We start from the raw sequence: 17,103 nt of genomic DNA on the forward strand, positions 1-17,103 counted from the left end.
CTGCGCAGCCATGAAATGCTCGTTTCTTAAGATCACTGACTAGACTTACTGATGTGGCACCAGAGTTTTTAGTCAAGCCGCGATCATGGCTGGGTCTTTTGAATACCAGCGCGCCGCACAATCTCTGCCCACTTGCGGGTTTCCGCTGCCTGATAGTTCGCGAAATCCTCGGGTGTCGACCCCACCGGCTGTGCGCCGAGCGCCGCATAGCGCTTCTGGACCTGAGGTTGCTGCAATGCCCGTGCAGCATGCTGCGAGAGCTTCTGCACGACATCCGCGGGCGTGCCTTTCGGCGCCCAGATGCCGTACCAGGTCCCGATATCGAAACCCGGATAGCCGGATTGCTCGATGGTCGGCACATCGGGCAATGCCGTCGAGCGCTGGCGTGTGGTAACGGCAATGGCGCGCAGCTGTCCGGACTGGATGAAGGGCATGGCTGAGGAGAGCGAGTCGAACATGAAGTCAACCTGCGCGCTGATGAGATCCGTCAGTGCCGGCGAACTGCCCTTGTAGGGGACATGCAGCATCGGGATTTTCGTGACAGTGCGGAACGATTCGGCTGCGAGGTGGTGCGAGGACGCGATTCCGCCCGATCCATAACTCAAGCCGTTTTTTCGAGACTTGCCCAGTGCCACCAGATCGGCAACCGTGCGCGTCGGCGACGTGGCCGGCACAATCAGCACCAGCGGCACTTGTGCCAGTTGCGTGACCGGCACGAAATCCGCCACGGGCTCGTAGCGCATGTCCGCATAGATGCTCGGATTGATGATATGCAGCGACGGATTGGCCACGACCGTGTAGCCATCCGGTTTCGCGCGCGCCACGGCCTCCGTGCCGATCATACCGCTGGCACCGGGCCGGTTGTCGACGACCACCGATTGTCCCAGGCTCTGCGTCATCTCCATCGCGACCACGCGCGCCAGCAGATCGGTCGGCCCGCCCGGCGGATAGGGCATCACGAGGCGGATCGGCTTATCGGGGTAGTCGGCGGCGGCGGGAGCGGCTAATCCGCCCGAGATGCCGAGGATGGTGAGTGATATCGCGATCAGGCGCGTGAAACGGGGCGTCATGGCTGGTCTCCTGGTATGTACTTGGATTGCCGCAGCGAAGCGGGCGCGGGCAAGGGGAGCAAGCGCCATGCCACTTGCTCCAGTAGCTGCAAACACGCGAGGACTGTGTTCCCAAGACGGCAAGACCAGACGTGCCATGCCATATCCCATCCATGTCGCAACATTGCGTCGATGCCTGTCGCGCTGTCCTCGCGAAAAACAGCTGTTCTTCATGGCAACACATCCTACCGCGCGATGAGCCCGTCGCAACCAGCATCCATGCCGTATCGCCAGCTCGAGGTTTGGCACAGGACTTGCGACAGACAGGTTTGTACAGGCAACACGACAAGCCTGTCTCAGACCAGACGATATGGATACCACGATGAATGCGCCGTACCACGGATTGAAAGTGCTCGACTTCAGTCAGGGCATCGCCGGTCCCTACTGCGCCATGCTCTTGCTGCAGAACGGCGCACAGGTGACCAAGGTCGAACCGCCTGCTGGCGACTGGAGCCGTGGCATCGGCCATGCGTCGGAAGGCATGAGTGCATTGGCGATCTCCTATAACCTCGGCAAGCAGTCGATCTGTATCGACGGCCGCAACGCGCAAGGCCGTGCACTGATGCGGACGTTGGCATTGCAGGCCGATATCGTGATCGAAAGTTTTCGTCCGGGTGTCATGGAGAAGCTTGGGCTGTCCTATGCCGAACTCGCGCGCGAGCGCCCGGATCTCATCTATGTCTCGGTGACGGCCTTCGGTCCCGACGGACCTTACGCGGACCGTCCAGGTTCGGACTCCACGTTGCAGGCGATGAGCGGCATGATGATGGTCAACCGTGACCATGTAGGCACGCCGCGCAAGGTCGGCATTCTCATCATCGACGTCGCCACGGGCATCTATGCCGCACAGGCGACCGGCACCGCCTTGTACCGCCGTGCGACCCATGGCATTGGCACACACGTCGAAATCTCCCTGCTCGAAACCGCAGCCGCCGTACAGGGTGGCGCAATTATCGACGAAGCATTGGGCGGTGGACGCGTCGCACAACCGCTGAGCGTGCCGGCCGGCACCTTTGCCACACAGGATGGCCATGTCAATGTGACCTCGCTGCACGACAGGATGTTCGTAGGGCTCTGCAAGGCAATCGGCAAGGATGCATGGGCCACCGACGCACGGTTTGCCACGGCCGCCGAGCGATTCGCCCATGCCGCGGAAATCAATGGCGAACTGGAAGTTGCCTTTCGCGAACAACCTACGGCGCACTGGCTGGAGACCCTCAGCCAGCATGGCGTGGTGTGCGGCAAGGTCGCCGGGTACGCCGATTTTCTCGACGATCCGCAAGTCCGGCACCGGGAGATCTTCCGGCAGAGCGACCAGGGCGGTCTCTGTCAGGTGCCGGTGCCGCGCATTCCCGGTGTCCCGCATGATGTTGCCGCGCCTGCGCCACGCAAGGGCGAGCACACGCGCGAGGTACTTGCGGGATTTGGGCTTGGCGCACCGGAGATCCAGGCGTTGTTCGAGGCGGGCATCGTGTCGTCCTGGAAACCGGTGGCCGCCTAGCGCAGCGCGCGCCGTACGTCCGCGCTGTCCATCACTCCGCCATTACAACAAAGACTGGAAACGCAATGAGCGAAAACCTGCTGCTGGAAACCCGTGGCAACGTTCTGCTGATGACACTGAATCGCGCCCACGTGCGCAACGCAGTGGACCTGGAAACAGCCGAGGCGCTGGCCGCAGCGCTCGATCAGCTGGAAACCCGCGATGACCTTTGCATGGGGATTCTCACCGGGGCAGGGGGCACGTTCTGTTCCGGCATGGATCTGAAGGCTTTCGTCGGTGGCCGCCGCGCCAATATCCCCGGACGGGGATTCGCCGGCCTCGCCGAGAAACCGCCGCGCAAGGTATTGATCGCAGCTGTCGAAGGCTACGCCCTGGCCGGCGGCTTCGAGATTGCCCTGGCCTGTGATCTGATCGTGGCCTCGCGTACCGCGAAGTTCGGTCTGCCGGAGGTCAAGCGCGGCCTGGTTGCCGCAGCTGGAGGGCTGATCAGGCTGCCGCGCCGCATCCCGTTTCATATTGCCATGGAATATGTGCTGACCGGCGACATGCTCGATGCTGACGAGGCCCATGCCCATGGCCTGGTCAACCAGTTGACCGAGCCAGGGCACGCGCTTGAGGGCGCATTGGCGCTTGCCCGGAAAATTGCCGCCAACGGCCCGATGGCACTGGCCATCAGCAAGCAGGTACTGATCGAATCCGCCGACTGGTCGCGCGACGATATGTTTGACCGTCAGCGCGAGATGACTGCGCCGATATTCGTCTCGGACGATGCCATCGAAGGCGCTGCGGCATTCGCGCAGAAGCGCGCGCCGGTCTGGTCCGGAAAATAAGCGACGCGGCGCGGTCTTCGTGCACCCTCGGGCATGGAGCCACCGCGCTGGCACACCGTATCCGGATGGCTTGCGCTGTCAGCCCGCCTTCCCGGACTCCAGCATGCGCAACTGCTTGTAGAGATACGAGCGTGATATGCCCAGCTCCTCGGCCACGCGCTTCTTGTTGCCCCCGGTGCGCTCCATCGCTTCGGCAATCAATTCGAGCTCCACGCGCTGTTTGGCCTCCCACACGTCAAATCGTCCCGGCTTGGTGGGCGTATCGAGCGGACGGTATTCCTTCTCGAGATTCATGCCGGGTTCCGACGAGCGTTCCAGTCCACCGAAATTCTCGATTGCCAGCTTGTCGCCATCGCTGAAGATTGCCGCACGTTCCACCGCATGCTGCAACTGGCGGACATTGCCGGGCCAGCTGCATGACTGCAGATAGCGAATCACGCTGTCGTCGATGGATTTTCGGGGCACGCCCTGACGCTTGGCGAATGCCGCGAGGAAGGTATTGGCGAGTTCCGGTATATCCTCGAGCCGGTCGCGCAGCGGCGGCAGGTAAAGGGTCACCGCACTGATGCGGTAGAACAGGTCGAGCCGGAACGTGTTCTCCGCGATCATCTGCTGGAAATCGCGATGGCTGGCCGAAATCAGGCGGAAATCGGAATGCAGCAGCCGGTCACCACCTACGCGCTGGAACGAACCATCCTGCAGGACACGCAGCAGCTTGACCTGCATTTCCAGCGGCATGTCACCGATCTCGTCGAGAAACAGGCTGCCCGAATGGGACAGTTCGAACTTGCCCTTGCGGCCGCGTTTGTCCGCACCGGTAAACGCGCCACCTTCATAGCCGAACAATTCGCTTTCGACCAGATTGGCCGGCATGGCCGCGGCATTGACGAGTGTCAGCGGCTTGTCGCCGCGCGGGCTGAGCAGGTGCAGCGCGTGGGCGACGAGCTCCTTGCCGGTGCCGCTTTCGCCCACCAGCAGGACGGGTACGTCGAGCGGCGCCACCCGCAAGATGTCTTCCTTGAGCCGCTTGATGGCATTGCTGTTGCCCACGATCTGGTCCAGGCCATATGCCCGGTTGCGCAGGCCTGAAAGTTCACGTTTGTAGAAGTCGCGCTCCTGGCGGACACGTGCCAGCTCGTTCGAAATATCCTGGATCGCCTGCGGAATGGCTTGCGGCCCCTTGAACATCACCTGGCCGATGGCGCCAACCAGTTTGCGGTTGCGATCGAAGATCGGGATGCGCGACACGATGCGTGTGACGCCGTTGGATTCATGCGCCTCGCCGATCTGCGGCTTGCCCGTCATGACGACTTCCTGCAGACGGGTATTCTCGATCACGTCACGCACGGGGCGGCCGATGGCATCGCCACGTTTCAGGCCGATCGAGCGCTCGTGAATGGGGCTCATATATAGCAGGTTGCCGGCGGCATCAATGACATTCATCGCCTCATACGGATTGGTGATGAAGTACCGGAAAATGTCGGCAGCACAATCGACCGAGGCGATGAACTCCGTCAGCTCGTCGCCTTCGCCGGAAGCAAAGATCAGAAAGCACACGCCCTGTGGGGCGACCAGCGACGCCACGCTGTGCGCCTGCTCCATGCCCGGCAAGGCGAACAAGCGCTTGACCGGTACGGTGGTCCGGTTGACCCACACGCGGGACAGCGCTTTCGCTACCGCCGCATCGGCACCGAGTCCTGATGCCAGCCGGGTTTGTCCATGATCGTCCAGGACGAGTATCCCTTCCGTGTCTCTTCTCATATCCTCTCTTTTGACTTCTGTGCCCCGGCATGACGGTGTGTATTCCGCGGGGGCATATTACCCGCGAAAAGTGTACTCCATAGCGACAGTCTCCACGGCAGCCGCGGCGCTTCCAAGAAGCGTCCGGCCCACGGCATGCGTGACGGTGGCGAATCGTTTCACGCATGCGCATGGCCCGCAGGCATGCTGTACTGGCATGCATCGGGATGCGTCCGCCAGTGGCATGAAAGCTGCTATTGAGATCCTGTCAACACACTTTGCAGAGGCGCGTGGCGCATGTTCATGCATGATCTCTAGCAAACGCCACGCCAAGCATGTTCAGTGTCGCCGGCAGCCGGTTTCGGTCGGATCAGGGGGCAGCGTGGCGGCCCGTGCCGAATCGTTGCATGCTACGGGACTGGAAGCTGCCGGTCGCCAGCCGGAAAATGAAAAAGGGCTGGCTGGATGTGGCTCGTGTGCTGAATAGATAACCAAGTAACCAATTCAGAGGAATGTCATGGCAGGTCCGTTGTCCGGAATCAAGATCGTCGACTTAACATCCGTAGTGATGGGTCCCTATGCCACCCAGATCTTTGGCGACATGGGGGCCGACGTCATCAAGGTGGAAAGTCCGGAAGGCGACATCATGCGGCACATGGGCGTGGGCCGCAGCAAGGCCATGGGGCCGATCCACCTCTCCGTCAACCGCAACAAGAAAAGCCTGATGCTTGACCTGCGCCTGCCCGCCGCGCGCGAGGCGCTGCTGCGCGTGGTGGCCGGCGCTGATGTCTTTGTCCATTCGATGCGCCCGGCTGCCATCGAACGGCTCGGACTGGACTACGAGAGTGTCCGGCAGGCCAATCCGTCCATCGTGTACTGTGGCGCATACGGCTTCGGCAAGGGCGGTCCGTATGCCGAAGATCCCGCTTACGACGACATGATTCAGGGTGTGTCCGGCCTGTGCGCCGTCAATGCCCAGTTGGCCGGCGAACCGCGCTTCACGCCGACCATCATTGGCGACAAGGTGGCGGGTCTGACGATTGCGTACAGCATTCTCGGCGCGCTGTTCCACAAGTACCGTACCGGCGAAGGCCAGAGTATCGAGGTGCCGATGTTCGAGTCGCTGACCTCGTTCATGTTGATCGAACACATGTGGGAGCGCTCGTTCGATCCCGAGCATGGCGCCGCCGGCTATCCGCGCGTACTCAGCCAGTTGCGCAAGCCGCACCGTACCAAGGACGGCTATCTGTGCGTGCTGCCTTATACCGACAAGAACTGGCTCGATTTCTTCCAGCTGGCCGAGCGTCCCGACCTGGCGGCAGATCCGCGCTACACCACGGCCAACAACCGCAGCCGGAACTACGAGACGCTGTACAAGACGCTGGGCGACATTCTGACCGAGCGTACCTCGCAGGAGTGGATCAGCCAGCTCAAGCCGCTCAGCATTCCCGTCGCGCCGGTCAACAGCCTCGAGGATCTGTTCAGTGACCCGCATCTGGTATCCGTCGGCATGTTCTTCCCGCAGACGCATCCGAGCGAAGGCGTGCTCACGCAGATCCGGCCACCGGTTACCTTCGAGAAGACGCCCAACGAGATCCGGAGCCTCGCGCCACGCCTCGGGGAACACAGCCAGGAAATTCTCGCAGCTGCCGGCCTCTCGGACAGCGAGATCACCGCGCTGGCAGAAGCCGGCGCCACGCGCTGCGAGCGCTGATTCCCGGAGACTCCATATGGTCGCGCCTTCGCATTTTCTCTCCACGCCCGCCAGCCCCCGGAAAGCCGCGCATACGCGTACGATCCACCTGCAAGCCTACGAGCGTCAGGACGGCCTGTGGGATCTCGAGGCCTTGATCGAGGACGTCAAGCCGGAGCCGTTTACCACACAGACCACGCATTTTCCATGCGGCGTGCCGATCCACCTGATGGCGTTGCGCCTCACTGTCAACGATGCCATGGACGTCCTGGCCGCCGAGGGCAGCATGCAGCGCATGCCGTTTCCCGGCATTTGCCCCGAAGCGCAGGCTCGCGTGGAGCGTCTGGTCGGCGCGAACCTGCTCAAGGGATTCCGCCAGGAAGTCGCCAAGCGGATTCCGTCCTACGACCGCTGCTCGCATCTCTCCGAGCTGGCGGCCCTCATGCCGACGCTCGCAGTCCAGACGATGCTGCAGGGCAAGATGGTGGCGGAAGGCGATACCCTGCCGACTTCGCGCCCGCTCAAGATCGGCGGCTGCCATGCGTGGCGCGAGGACGGACCGATGGTGCTGAAGTACTACCCGCAGTGGTACCGGCAGCCCGAGGCCTCCTGACTCATCGCGGCGCCGTGCAGGCCTGGCGTACCTGCGTTGGCAGGCACAGTGTCTTCGCGGCAGCCGGCACTGTTGCCGGCGTGCACAGCACGGCACTGTCCTTGCCGAAGACAGATTGGCCTGAAGCCTTGTTTCATGCGGTCTCCCAGCTGATGTGACGCGCTGGCATCCGATTTGCGTAAAGCATTCATTTACGCCAATCAGGGAGGTGCCATGCCAGCCAGTACAGAGAGTGGGCAGAGCAAGACAGACAAGCGCCCGCTTGCGGGAATCCGGGTGCTGGACATGACCCGCGTGTTCTCGGGACCATGGGGGACGCAGATCCTCGGCGATCTCGGTGCTGACGTGATCAAGATCGAACAGCCGGGCCGTGGCGATGACCAGCGCCGCCTCGGTCCGCCGTTTCTCGCCGACGGTCTTGATCGGCCGACTGCCGAATCCAGCTATTACCTCAGCGTCAACCGCAACAAGCGGTCCGTTGCACTCGATATCAAGACGCCGGAAGGGCAGGACGCGATCCGGCGGCTCGCCGGACAATGCGATGTGTTCGTCGAGAACTTCAAGGCCGGCAATCTTGCCAAGTATGGCCTCGATTACGCCAGCATCGCAGCCATCAATCCGCGCATCGTCTATTGCTCGATCAGCGGCTTCGGCCAGACCGGACCGCGCAGCGGCCAGATGGGCTATGACACCGTCATCCAGGCCATGTGCGGCGTGATGAGCGTCACCGGCAGGCCCGATAGCGAACCGGGCGGTGGGCCGCTGAAAGTCGGCCTCGTCCTGTCCGACATGATGGCCGGCACCTATGCCGCCATGGCGATCCAGGCGGCACTCTATGCGCGCGATACGCGTGGCGGCACGACGGGCCAATACATCGACATCTCGATGTTCGATGCGCAGCTGGCGGCAATGTCGCACCAGGCCAGCCACTATCTCGTCTCCGGTGAAATCCCGGGCCGCTTCGGCAACGGCGCGCCTTCGGTGTCGCCATCCAATGCATTTGCCTGCGCGGATGGCCGGATCGTCATCGTCGCCGGCAACGACATCCAGTTCCGTCGCCTGTGCGAGGTGCTGGACCTTGCAGCGCTAGCCGATGACGAGCGTTACCGCAGCAACAGCGCGCGTGTCGTCCATCGAGCTGCGCTCCAGGAGGCGCTTGAGGAACGGCTGCGCACACAGACCGTGGCGTACTGGCAGGAAACACTCGAGCGCGCCAACCTCGTGGCTGGGCCCATCAATACGCTGGCCGAAGCACTCGCCGATCCGCAGGCCAGCGCGCGCGGCATTGTGCGGCATGTCAGGCATGTCAGCGGCGGTACCGTGCCGCTGGTCGCTTCGCCCATGCGCCTGTCCGCCACGCCGCTCGACCACTACACCGCACCGCCCACCTGCGGCCAGCACACCGAGGAGGTGCTGGCGGAACTGCTAGGCATGTCTGCGGAAGAAATCCAGAACAATTTCAACAGGAGATAAAACATGAAGACCCGTTTACGTATGACGGCACGCATCTCAGCCGGTATCGCAGCGAGTGCTGCGGCGATCCTGGCTGGCATGCTGCCGTTTGCTGCATCCGCGCAGAACATCCCGACCCGGATCATCGTGCCGTTCACCGCCGGCGGCGCCACCGATACCGTGGCGCGCGGACTGGCCAGCCGCCTGTCGCAGGCCTGGAACCAGACGGTACTGGTCGAGAACAAGCCGGGCGCAGCCGGCACCATCGGTGCAAGGCAGGTCGCCAATGCCGCACCGGATGGCCGGACGCTGCTGATCGTCGCCAGCGGGCACGCCATCAATGAGCTCGTCCACGAAAAGCTGCCGTACCGGACCGTGGAAGATTTCACGCCGATCGCACAGGTGGTCGATGTGCCGAACGTGCTGCTGGTGCCGAAGAACAGCCCGTACAAGAATGTCATGGAGCTGGTGGCCGCATCGAAGGACAAGCCGAGTCTCCTGTCGTATGGCACGTCGGGCAGCGGCACATCCGTGCATCTGGCCGGCGAGCTGTTCAAGTCGATGAGCGGCGCGCATCTCGAGGCCATCTTCTTCAAGGGTGATTCCGAATCGCTCACCAATGTCATGGGCGCTCATGTACCGGCCAGTATCAACACCGTGCCGGGCGCCAAGGAACAGATCGATGCCGGCAATGTACGTGCGCTTGCCGTGACGTCGCGTACGCGTGTGCCGGTGCTGGGCAATATTCCGACGGTCGCAGAAGCCGGCGTCCCCGGTTACGACGTGAGCACATGGTTTGGCATCCTCGGCCCCAAGGGCATGGATCCGGCCGTGGTGAAACGCATCAACGCCGATATCCGCACAGCCATGACCAGTGCTGACGTTGCCAAGCAACTGAGCGACAAGGGCATGATCATCAAGGTCGGCACACCGGCCGACTTCGACCAGTTGATTCGCGGCGAAATCGGCAAGTGGCGGCCCGTGGTGGAACGCCTGGGCCTGCGCGGCAAGAACTGAGCGAGGCTGCCGCACCCAGAAAGCCCGGATGTTTTCCACGTCCGGGCTTTTTTGTTTTCGTCGCGCAGCGGCGCGACCGGCGCCGCGGGTGGCGCATGCCTTTCCGCGTGGACGTACACAGTGTAGTCAGCGTATGCGGCACTGTTTTCGGCGCACACATCTTTCGTCGTCTTTTCGTCTCATATCGCCGCCCCACAGGCGTTTTTAACGGTGTGCACGCACTGGCATCTGATTTGCTAAGTCAGTTCATCAAAAGCCAGATAAGGAGACACGTCATGTCAGCCAGCCCCCGGGAGGCCGCATGAGCCATGCCCCGACCGTCCTGCTCGAAAAGGCGGACGGCATTGCGGTCCTGACGCTGAACCGCCCAGACAAACTGAATGCCATGTCGGCCGCCATGCGTGCCGAGTTCGGCGCGCACCTGCAGGCCATCGCCGCCGATCCCGAGATTCGCATCGTGCTGCTGCAAGGGCTGGGCCGCGCCTTCTGCGTAGGCGCGGATACCAGCGATCTGCCGACCACGCCGCTGGGATGGCGTGACCGCATTCTTACCGCGCAACTGCATCACATCGCCCTGATCAAGATGAGCAAGATCGTCATCGCCTCCGTGCAGGGCGTTGCCGCGGGCGGTGGCGCCTCGCTGGCGCTGGCGGCCGACATCCTGGTCATGGCGGATGACGCCACGCTGCGTTTTCCGTTCGTGCGTCTGGGCCTGATTCCGGACGGCGGCTGTTCGTACCTGCTGCAGTCCAAGCTCGGCGTGCCGGCCGCACTCGACCTCATGCTCACCGGCGGCACGATGGATGCGGAGGAAGCGCGCCGCATGGGGCTGACGCGCCGTGTGGTACCCGCAGCGAGGCTGCAGGAAACCACTCGTGCGCTGGCCGACGAGCTGCTGGCCTTGCCGCAAGAAGCCCTGCTGCTGACCAAGTCGGTCAGCCGCCAGACCTGGACTAACACCATGGAAGCCGCACTTGGCCACGAGGCCGATGCATTCGCGCTCGCGACGGTCATGCCTGGCCACCAACGTGCGCTCGCCGCCGCGCAGGCGCGCCTGAAAAACAAGGGAGATCACTAATGTACGCACCGAATACACTTGCCGGCCGCGTGGCCTTCATCACGGGCGGCGCCACCGGCATCGGGCTGGAAATCGCCACCCAGTACACCCGCCTGGGCGCGTCGGTGGTCCTTGCGAGCCGCAATCAGGAACGGCTCGATGCGGCTGCGGCTGCGCTGTCCGCCGACGGCGCGAACGTGGCGGCCTATCGCATGGATGTGCGCAATCCGGACGAAGTCGCTGCTGCCATTGCCTTCACCAAAGAGCGTTTCGGCGCGCTCGACATTCTCGTCAACAACGCGGCCGGAAATTTTCCGTGCCCCACCGCCACGCTGTCGCCCAACGGCTGGCGCACGGTGATCGACATCGACCTGAATGGCACGTTCTACTGCTGCAGCGCGGCCTATGAAGCGCTCAAGGCTTCGCGCTTCGGCGGCTCCATCATCAGCATCATCACCATGCTCGGCGTCACGGGCTGGCCCAACGCCGCGCATGCCGCCGCCGCCAAGGCCGGGATTCTCTCGCTGAGCCGCACGCTTGCCGTGGAATGGGGTGGTGACGGTATCCGCGTCAACACCATCTCACCAGGTCCTATCGGCGACACCGTCGGCGTGCAGCGCATGTACGAGGAAACCGGCCGTGCCGAGGTGGAGAAGAAGCGTACCGCGCTCGGCCGTTTCGGGCAGTGCGCGGACATCGCCAATGCGGCGGTGTTCCTCGGCTCGGACCTTAGCGGCTACGTGACCGGCGACAACCTCATCGTCGACGGCGGGCGCTGGCTGAAGTACGTGGCGGCCTGATTCTCCATCGACTCTCCAACGATTTTCTGCAACGAAGGCATACATGACGCAAGACATCGTAAAGACTGAACGCCTGGGCGCGGTGCTGAGCATCCGGCTCGCCAACCCGGCAACCCGCAATTCGCTGACTGGCGAACTGCGCGCCCAGCTTGGCGCAGCCGTAGCGCAGGCCGCGGAGGACCGCCGGGTACGTGCCGTGCTGCTGTCCGCGGAAGGCCCGACCTTCTGTTCGGGCGGCGACCTGCACATGCTCAAGGACGCCTGCGATCCGTGGCCGGTGCTGCGCCGCTTCCGCGGCCTGGACCAATGGCTGCTGCCGTTGCTGACGCTGCCAAAGCCTGTGGTGGTCGCCATCAACGGCGCAGCCGTGGGCGGCGGCATGGGTATTGCGCTGGCTGGTGACGTGGCCATCGCGGGCGAGAGCGCCAAGCTCATGGCCGGCTTTTTCCGCCTGGGGGTGGTGCCGGACGTCGGCATCATGCATCTGCTGCCGCGCCTGATCGGCATGGCGCAGACCAAGAATTTCCTGTTCAGCGGCAGCACCTACAACGCCCAGCAGGCGCAACAGCTCGGGCTGGTGGCACGCGTGGTGCCGGATGACAAGCTGTTCGAGGAAGGCCTGGCCGAAGCTCAGCGGCTGGCTGCCGGTCCCGCCGAAGTCATGGGCCTCGCCAAGTCGCTGCTGGCACGCACGTTTGAAACCGGCATGCACGACATGTTCGCCTTCGAAGGTTTCGGCCAGGCGCTGGCGATGTCCAATCCTGAATTCCGCGAAGGCCTGTCCGCCGCGCTCGACAAGCGCCAGGCCGACTTCACAGGCGCGGCCCAGCGCGCGCAGGAGGCGGGCAAATGACCCAGACCCTCCTGCCGGCACCGGTTGCCAACGCCGATTCCAAACCGTACTGGGATGCGGCACGCGAAGACAAGCTCGTGCTGCCCCATTGCCGCAGTTGCGGCCACACCTTCTTCATGCCGCGCCATCAATGCCCGGAATGCTGGTCTGCCGATCTCACCTGGCGCGAGGCCAGCGGGCGCGGCACGGTGCACAGCTTCAGCGTGGTACGCCGTGCCTCGCTGGCGACCTTCGCGGCGCGCACGCCCTATGTGCTGGCGCTGATCGACCTCGAAGAAGGGCCGCGCATGATGACCAACATCGTTGGCGATGGCGCGCTCGACACGCGCATCGGTGACGCCGTCACGGTGTGTTTTGAGGCATGCGCGGATGGCGCAAAGCTTCCCCAGTTTCAACGCAAGGCCTGACACGATATGAATTTCGAACCCACGACGGAACAGAACATCCTGCGCGAATCGGTCGCGCGTTTCATGGCCGGCCATTGCCAGCCCAACGACGTGCGCCGCTGGGACCGCGATGGCGAATTCCCGGAAACCCTGCATCGCGCCATGGCCGATGCCGGCTACCCGGCGATGATGGTGCCGGAAGCCTATGGCGGCATGGGCAGCCCGATGTCCGACTGCATCATCGTCTATGAAGAGCTGGCCAAGCCGAGTGTCGACTTTGCCACACGCCTCGCCTTGATTGCCTGGGGCAGCATGATTCTGGCCGATTTCGCCAGCGAGGAACTGAAGCAGGAGATCCTGCCGCGCGTTGCCACCGGCGATCTCAAGCTGTCCTTCAGCCTGACCGAACCGAACTCCGGCTCGGATGCGGCCTCGCTGCAGACGCGCGCCCGGCAGGACGGCGACGACTGGGTGCTCACGGGCCAGAAGCTGTTCTCCAGCGGCGCGGATGCCAAGGACAACATGATCATCGTGGCGGCCCGTACCGATCCGTCGGTGTCCAAGCATCGCGGCATTTCGCTGTTCCTGGTGCCCAACGATACGCCAAACCTGACGATCCGCCGGCTCGAGACGGTCGGCCGGAAGATCGTCGGACTGACCGAGATCTTCTTCGACGAAGTGCGGGTTCCCAAGCGATACCTGATCGGTGAAGTCAATCAAGGCTGGAGCTATGTCACGCGCCATCTCGAGCGTGAGCGCATCACACTGGCGGCCAACTATCTAGGCAGCGCCACCAGCGCGCTGCGCGACGCGGTGGCCTATGCAAGCGAGCGCCAGCAGTTTGGTCAGCCCATCGGCCAGTTCCAGGTCATTGCGCACATGCTGGCCGACATGGCGACGGAAGTCGAGGCGGCACGCTGGATCACCACCATGGCTGCATGGCGTTACGACCAGAAACTGCCGTGCGCCAAAGAGGCCAGCATGGCCAAGCTATTCGTCTCGGAAATGCTGGGCCGTGTCACCACCATGGGCATGCAGGTGCTCGGTGGCCATGCCTACACCACGGACCACGACATGCAGCGTCACTGGCGCGATGCGCGCAACGCTACCGTCGGCGGCGGTACGTCTCAGGTCCAGCGTTCACTGATTGCACGGGAGCTCGGCGTATGACGACCACACTCCGCAACAAGGTCGCCATTGTCGGCGTCGGCGAGTCGGACATCGGCAAGGTGCCGCACATGACCGGTCTGGGACTCAATGCGCAGGCAGCAAAGCGTGCGCTGGACGACGCCGGCCTGAAGGTCTCGGACATCGATGGCTTGTTGACCGCCTACTCGTTCACGGAGCCGTACTTCATGCTCGGCTCCGTGCTGACCGAGTACCTCGGTCTCAAGCCACGCTACTGTGCTTCGCTGATCGCCGGCGGTGCTTCGCCAGCCGTCATGCTGAAGCACGCTGCGGAGGCAATTGCCGCCGGCCAGTGCGATACGGTGCTCGTGTGCGTCGGCGAGAACCGCGCCACCGGCCAGTCGCGCGACAGCGCCGTCGCTTCGCTCACCGCAGTCGGCCATCCGTACTTCGAGGTGCCCTATGGTGCCTCGATTCCGGCCATGTACGCGATGATCGCGCAGCGCCACATGGCCGAGTTCGGCACGACCCGCGAGCAGCTTGCGATGGTGCCTGTCACCAGCCGCGCCCATGCCGGCCTGCATCCGAACGCACATATGCGTGCACCGATCGAGGTGGCCGACGTATTGGCCTCCAAGCCGATTGCCGATCCGTTCAACATCCTCGATTGCTGCCTGATCTCCGATGCGGGCGGGGCGTTCATCGTCACGTCTGCCGAGCGGGCGCGCGACCTCAAGAGCCAGCCGGTCTATCTCGCCGGTATCGGCGAGTTCCATACGCACGAACACCTGATCTGCGCGGAAAGCCTCACCGAGTTCGGGGCACGGCACAGCGGCGAGACCGCCTACCGTATGGCTGGATTGGGCCCGGGCGATATCGACGTGGCTGAACTGTATGACTGTTTCTCCATCGTGCCGATTCTCGAGCTCGAAGAACTGGGCTTCTGCGAGCGTGGCGAAGGCGGGGCGTTCTATGCCGATGGCCATGCGGCGCTCGGCGGCCGGCTGCCGGTGAATACGCATGGCGGCATGTTGTCGCACGCGCATGCCGGCGCTGCCGGCGGGCTGTTCGGCATCGTCGAGGCGGTACGGCAATTGCGGGGCGGACTGGGAGCGCGGCAGGTGGCCGGCGCCGAAGTCGCGCTCGTCCATAGCGAGGGCGGGATCCTGTCATCGCACTGCACGGCGATTCTCACCAGAGACCTGAGTTAACCCCAACGAGAGGACACAGCGATGCAAGACACAACCGGACAGAGCGTCGGGCGGGGACGCTTTTTCGACGATTTCGAGATCGGCCAGGAATTCCGCACGCCGGCCCGCACGGTGACCAGCACGGACATCGTCAATTTCGCCTGCTTGTCGGGCGACTTCAACGAAGTCCACACGAACTTCGAATACTGCAAGACCACGCCATTCGGCGAGCCGATCGCGCATGGCCCGCTGATCTATTCGATCATGGGCGGACTGCAGTACGCCAGCGGGATCAACGACGGCACGCTGCTTGCGCTGCTCGAGATCAATGGCTGGAAGATGCTCAACCCGGTCAAGCATGGCGACACCATCCACATGGTGTCCAGGGTGATCGGGAAGAAGCCTTCCAGCAAGCTGGATCGCGGGGTGATCACGTTCGAGCGGCGCTGCATCAAGCAGGATGGCTCGGTGGCGCAGCAGATGGAAGCCACGCTGCTGTACCGGAGGCGTGCCGCATGAGCCTGCCGGACGATTATCAACTGACCGGGTCGCAGCGGATGATCCGTGACAGCGTGCTGCCCTTGCTGGCAGACGTGCTGCCGCGCGAGAAGATCCGTGCGCTCGATGAGGCTGGCGAGTTTCCGTTCGATGCCTACGAGGCGCTTGCGCGGGCCGGCTGGATGGGGCTGCCCTACGACCCGCAGTATGGGGGCGCGGGCGGTTCCTTCAAGGATCTGGCGGTCTTTGTGGAGACCGTGGCGTATCACAACGCGCAGATGGCATCGGCCTATCTCGCCTCGGTGGTGTATGGCGGCATGCAGATCAGTCACGGCGCTTCTGATGCCGTCAAGGATGAAATCCTGCCCGGCATCATCAGCGGCAAGACGCGAATGGCGCTGTGCCTCACGGAGCCGGAGGCCGGCTCGGACGTCAGCGCGATTCGCACCTCCGCGGTGGCCGATGGCGACGACTATGTGATCAACGGCCAGAAGATCTACATCACCTGTGCGCACGTCGCGCACCAGCTGGTCGTGGCCACCAAGACGGACCGCGAGGCGGGCCGGCGCGGCATCACGCTGTTCGTGGTCGATGCGCGCACGCCGGGCCTGACGATCCGCCCGCTCAAGGCGCTGGGCCGCCGCATGATCCACACCAACGAAGTGTTCTTCGACAACGTGCGCGTACCGGCCAAGCGCATGCTGGGCACGCTGCATGGGGGCTGGTATGCGCTGATGCGCGGCCTGAACATGGAACGCCTGTGCCTGTCCGCGGCCGCGAGCGGAAACATCCAGAAGATCATCGATTACGCCAAGGACTATGCCGACGAGCGCACGCAGTTCGGCAAGCCGATTACCGAGTACCAGGCCGTGGCGCACAAGTTCGCGGACATGCAGGTCATGGCCGAGACGACGCGCGTGCTGACGTATCGCGTCGCCGACATGCTCGATGCCGGCCTGCAGCCGACCGCCGAAACCGCCATCGCCAAGGTGGTCGCGACGGAGAACAACTGCAAGTGCGCTGACATGGGCATCCAGATCATGGGCGGCGCGGGCTACATGATGGAGCACGAGATGCAGATGTATTTCCGTGATGCGCGCGTCGGCCCGATCGGCGGCGGCACGAGCGAAATCATGCGCACGATCATCGCAAAGCAGATGGGGCTGTAGAGGTCACAAGGTGGCGGGCGCCGGCCACATGCTGCCGGTACTTGCCGACACAAGGAAAGAGAAAGAG

At 63.5% G+C, this 17,103-nt stretch carries 16 protein-coding genes; 14 read left to right on the forward strand and 2 right to left on the reverse strand.

Annotation, left to right across the window (positions count from 1 at the left end; all coding sequences use genetic code 11):
- Positions 1–83: 83 nt before the first annotated feature.
- Positions 84–1,070: a Bug family tripartite tricarboxylate transporter substrate binding protein gene (locus tag ACQ3C8_RS04195; protein ID WP_428853027.1), complete on the reverse strand. Its 987-nt coding sequence runs from the start codon at positions 1,068–1,070 to the stop codon at positions 84–86.
- Positions 1,071–1,419: 349 nt separating this feature from the next.
- Between ACQ3C8_RS04195 and ACQ3C8_RS04200 the strand changes: the two genes are divergently transcribed.
- Positions 1,420–2,610, forward strand: a complete 1,191-nt coding sequence (locus ACQ3C8_RS04200; RefSeq protein WP_428852568.1) for a CaiB/BaiF CoA transferase family protein — start codon at positions 1,420–1,422, stop codon at positions 2,608–2,610.
- A gap of 65 nt (positions 2,611–2,675) precedes the next feature.
- The gene (locus ACQ3C8_RS04205) at positions 2,676–3,440 is read left to right on the forward strand and encodes a crotonase/enoyl-CoA hydratase family protein (protein ID WP_428852569.1); all 765 of its coding nucleotides are present in this window, start codon (positions 2,676–2,678) and stop codon (positions 3,438–3,440) included.
- A gap of 78 nt (positions 3,441–3,518) precedes the next feature.
- Here ACQ3C8_RS04205 and ACQ3C8_RS04210 read toward each other — a convergent pair whose 3' ends face one another.
- Positions 3,519–5,201 (reverse strand): sigma-54 interaction domain-containing protein, encoded by a 1,683-nt coding sequence (locus ACQ3C8_RS04210; RefSeq protein WP_428852570.1) that lies wholly within the window; start codon positions 5,199–5,201, stop codon positions 3,519–3,521.
- 496 nt (positions 5,202–5,697) lie between these two features.
- On the opposite strand from ACQ3C8_RS04210, the gene ACQ3C8_RS04215 reads away from it, so the two are divergent.
- The 12 genes from ACQ3C8_RS04215 to ACQ3C8_RS04270 all read left to right on the forward strand — a co-directional run bounded on the left by ACQ3C8_RS04215 (position 5,698) and on the right by ACQ3C8_RS04270 (position 17,036).
- Entirely contained in the window at positions 5,698–6,894 is a 1,197-nt protein-coding gene (locus ACQ3C8_RS04215; protein WP_428852571.1) for a CaiB/BaiF CoA transferase family protein, read from the forward strand.
- Positions 6,895–6,910: 16 nt separating this feature from the next.
- Positions 6,911–7,486 carry a DUF2889 domain-containing protein gene (locus ACQ3C8_RS04220; protein WP_428852572.1) on the forward strand — a complete coding sequence of 192 codons (576 nt, stop codon included), beginning with the start codon at positions 6,911–6,913 and terminating at the stop codon, positions 7,484–7,486.
- Positions 7,487–7,699: 213 nt separating this feature from the next.
- Positions 7,700–8,959 (forward strand): CaiB/BaiF CoA transferase family protein, encoded by a 1,260-nt coding sequence (locus tag ACQ3C8_RS04225; RefSeq protein WP_428852573.1) that lies wholly within the window; start codon positions 7,700–7,702, stop codon positions 8,957–8,959.
- A gap of 3 nt (positions 8,960–8,962) precedes the next feature.
- A complete protein-coding gene (locus ACQ3C8_RS04230; RefSeq protein WP_428852574.1) occupies positions 8,963–9,955 on the forward strand; it encodes a Bug family tripartite tricarboxylate transporter substrate binding protein in 993 nt (330 codons plus the stop codon).
- Between the two features lie 301 nt (positions 9,956–10,256).
- A complete protein-coding gene (locus ACQ3C8_RS04235; RefSeq protein ID WP_428852575.1) occupies positions 10,257–11,033 on the forward strand; it encodes an enoyl-CoA hydratase/isomerase family protein in 777 nt (258 codons plus the stop codon).
- Entirely contained in the window at positions 11,033–11,812 is a 780-nt protein-coding gene (locus ACQ3C8_RS04240; RefSeq protein ID WP_428852576.1) for an SDR family oxidoreductase, read from the forward strand. The genes ACQ3C8_RS04235 and ACQ3C8_RS04240 overlap by 1 nt, the downstream gene beginning before the upstream one ends.
- 43 nt (positions 11,813–11,855) lie before the next feature.
- The gene (locus tag ACQ3C8_RS04245; protein WP_428852577.1) at positions 11,856–12,665 is read left to right on the forward strand and encodes an enoyl-CoA hydratase/isomerase family protein; all 810 of its coding nucleotides are present in this window, start codon (positions 11,856–11,858) and stop codon (positions 12,663–12,665) included.
- Positions 12,662–13,072 carry a Zn-ribbon domain-containing OB-fold protein gene (locus ACQ3C8_RS04250; RefSeq protein WP_428852578.1) on the forward strand — a complete coding sequence of 137 codons (411 nt, stop codon included), beginning with the start codon at positions 12,662–12,664 and terminating at the stop codon, positions 13,070–13,072. The genes ACQ3C8_RS04245 and ACQ3C8_RS04250 overlap by 4 nt, the downstream gene beginning before the upstream one ends.
- Positions 13,073–13,078: 6 nt before the next feature.
- The gene (locus ACQ3C8_RS04255) at positions 13,079–14,221 is read left to right on the forward strand and encodes an acyl-CoA dehydrogenase family protein (RefSeq protein WP_428852579.1); all 1,143 of its coding nucleotides are present in this window, start codon (positions 13,079–13,081) and stop codon (positions 14,219–14,221) included.
- Positions 14,218–15,390: a thiolase C-terminal domain-containing protein gene (locus tag ACQ3C8_RS04260; protein WP_428852580.1), complete on the forward strand. Its 1,173-nt coding sequence runs from the start codon at positions 14,218–14,220 to the stop codon at positions 15,388–15,390. Before ACQ3C8_RS04255 ends, ACQ3C8_RS04260 begins: the two co-directional genes overlap by 4 nt.
- A 21-nt stretch (positions 15,391–15,411) precedes the next feature.
- Positions 15,412–15,888, forward strand: a complete 477-nt coding sequence (locus tag ACQ3C8_RS04265) for a MaoC/PaaZ C-terminal domain-containing protein (protein ID WP_428852581.1) — start codon at positions 15,412–15,414, stop codon at positions 15,886–15,888.
- A complete protein-coding gene (locus tag ACQ3C8_RS04270; RefSeq protein WP_428852582.1) occupies positions 15,885–17,036 on the forward strand; it encodes an acyl-CoA dehydrogenase family protein in 1,152 nt (383 codons plus the stop codon). The genes ACQ3C8_RS04265 and ACQ3C8_RS04270 overlap by 4 nt, the downstream gene beginning before the upstream one ends.
- Positions 17,037–17,103 lie beyond the last annotated feature (67 nt).

Source organism: Imbroritus primus (assembly GCF_964332355.1).
Classification (GTDB): Bacteria; Pseudomonadota; Gammaproteobacteria; order Burkholderiales; family Burkholderiaceae; genus Imbroritus; species Imbroritus primus.

What these genes read in the sequence shown, in the direction of transcription:
- ACQ3C8_RS04195 (WP_428853027.1), bottom strand. Translation starts at nt 1,070, where the DNA reads ATGACGCCCCGTTTCACGCGCCTGATCGCGATATCACTCACCATCCTC.
- ACQ3C8_RS04200 (WP_428852568.1), top strand. Translation starts at nt 1,420, where the DNA reads ATGGATACCACGATGAATGCGCCGTACCACGGATTGAAAGTGCTCGAC.
- ACQ3C8_RS04205 (WP_428852569.1), top strand. Translation starts at nt 2,676, where the DNA reads ATGAGCGAAAACCTGCTGCTGGAAACCCGTGGCAACGTTCTGCTGATG.
- ACQ3C8_RS04210 (WP_428852570.1), bottom strand. Translation starts at nt 5,201, where the DNA reads ATGAGAAGAGACACGGAAGGGATACTCGTCCTGGACGATCATGGACAA.
- ACQ3C8_RS04215 (WP_428852571.1), top strand. Translation starts at nt 5,698, where the DNA reads ATGGCAGGTCCGTTGTCCGGAATCAAGATCGTCGACTTAACATCCGTA.
- ACQ3C8_RS04220 (WP_428852572.1), top strand. Translation starts at nt 6,911, where the DNA reads ATGGTCGCGCCTTCGCATTTTCTCTCCACGCCCGCCAGCCCCCGGAAA.
- ACQ3C8_RS04225 (WP_428852573.1), top strand. Translation starts at nt 7,700, where the DNA reads ATGCCAGCCAGTACAGAGAGTGGGCAGAGCAAGACAGACAAGCGCCCG.
- ACQ3C8_RS04230 (WP_428852574.1), top strand. Translation starts at nt 8,963, where the DNA reads ATGAAGACCCGTTTACGTATGACGGCACGCATCTCAGCCGGTATCGCA.
- ACQ3C8_RS04235 (WP_428852575.1), top strand. Translation starts at nt 10,257, where the DNA reads ATGAGCCATGCCCCGACCGTCCTGCTCGAAAAGGCGGACGGCATTGCG.
- ACQ3C8_RS04240 (WP_428852576.1), top strand. Translation starts at nt 11,033, where the DNA reads ATGTACGCACCGAATACACTTGCCGGCCGCGTGGCCTTCATCACGGGC.
- ACQ3C8_RS04245 (WP_428852577.1), top strand. Translation starts at nt 11,856, where the DNA reads ATGACGCAAGACATCGTAAAGACTGAACGCCTGGGCGCGGTGCTGAGC.
- ACQ3C8_RS04250 (WP_428852578.1), top strand. Translation starts at nt 12,662, where the DNA reads ATGACCCAGACCCTCCTGCCGGCACCGGTTGCCAACGCCGATTCCAAA.
- ACQ3C8_RS04255 (WP_428852579.1), top strand. Translation starts at nt 13,079, where the DNA reads ATGAATTTCGAACCCACGACGGAACAGAACATCCTGCGCGAATCGGTC.
- ACQ3C8_RS04260 (WP_428852580.1), top strand. Translation starts at nt 14,218, where the DNA reads ATGACGACCACACTCCGCAACAAGGTCGCCATTGTCGGCGTCGGCGAG.
- ACQ3C8_RS04265 (WP_428852581.1), top strand. Translation starts at nt 15,412, where the DNA reads ATGCAAGACACAACCGGACAGAGCGTCGGGCGGGGACGCTTTTTCGAC.
- ACQ3C8_RS04270 (WP_428852582.1), top strand. Translation starts at nt 15,885, where the DNA reads ATGAGCCTGCCGGACGATTATCAACTGACCGGGTCGCAGCGGATGATC.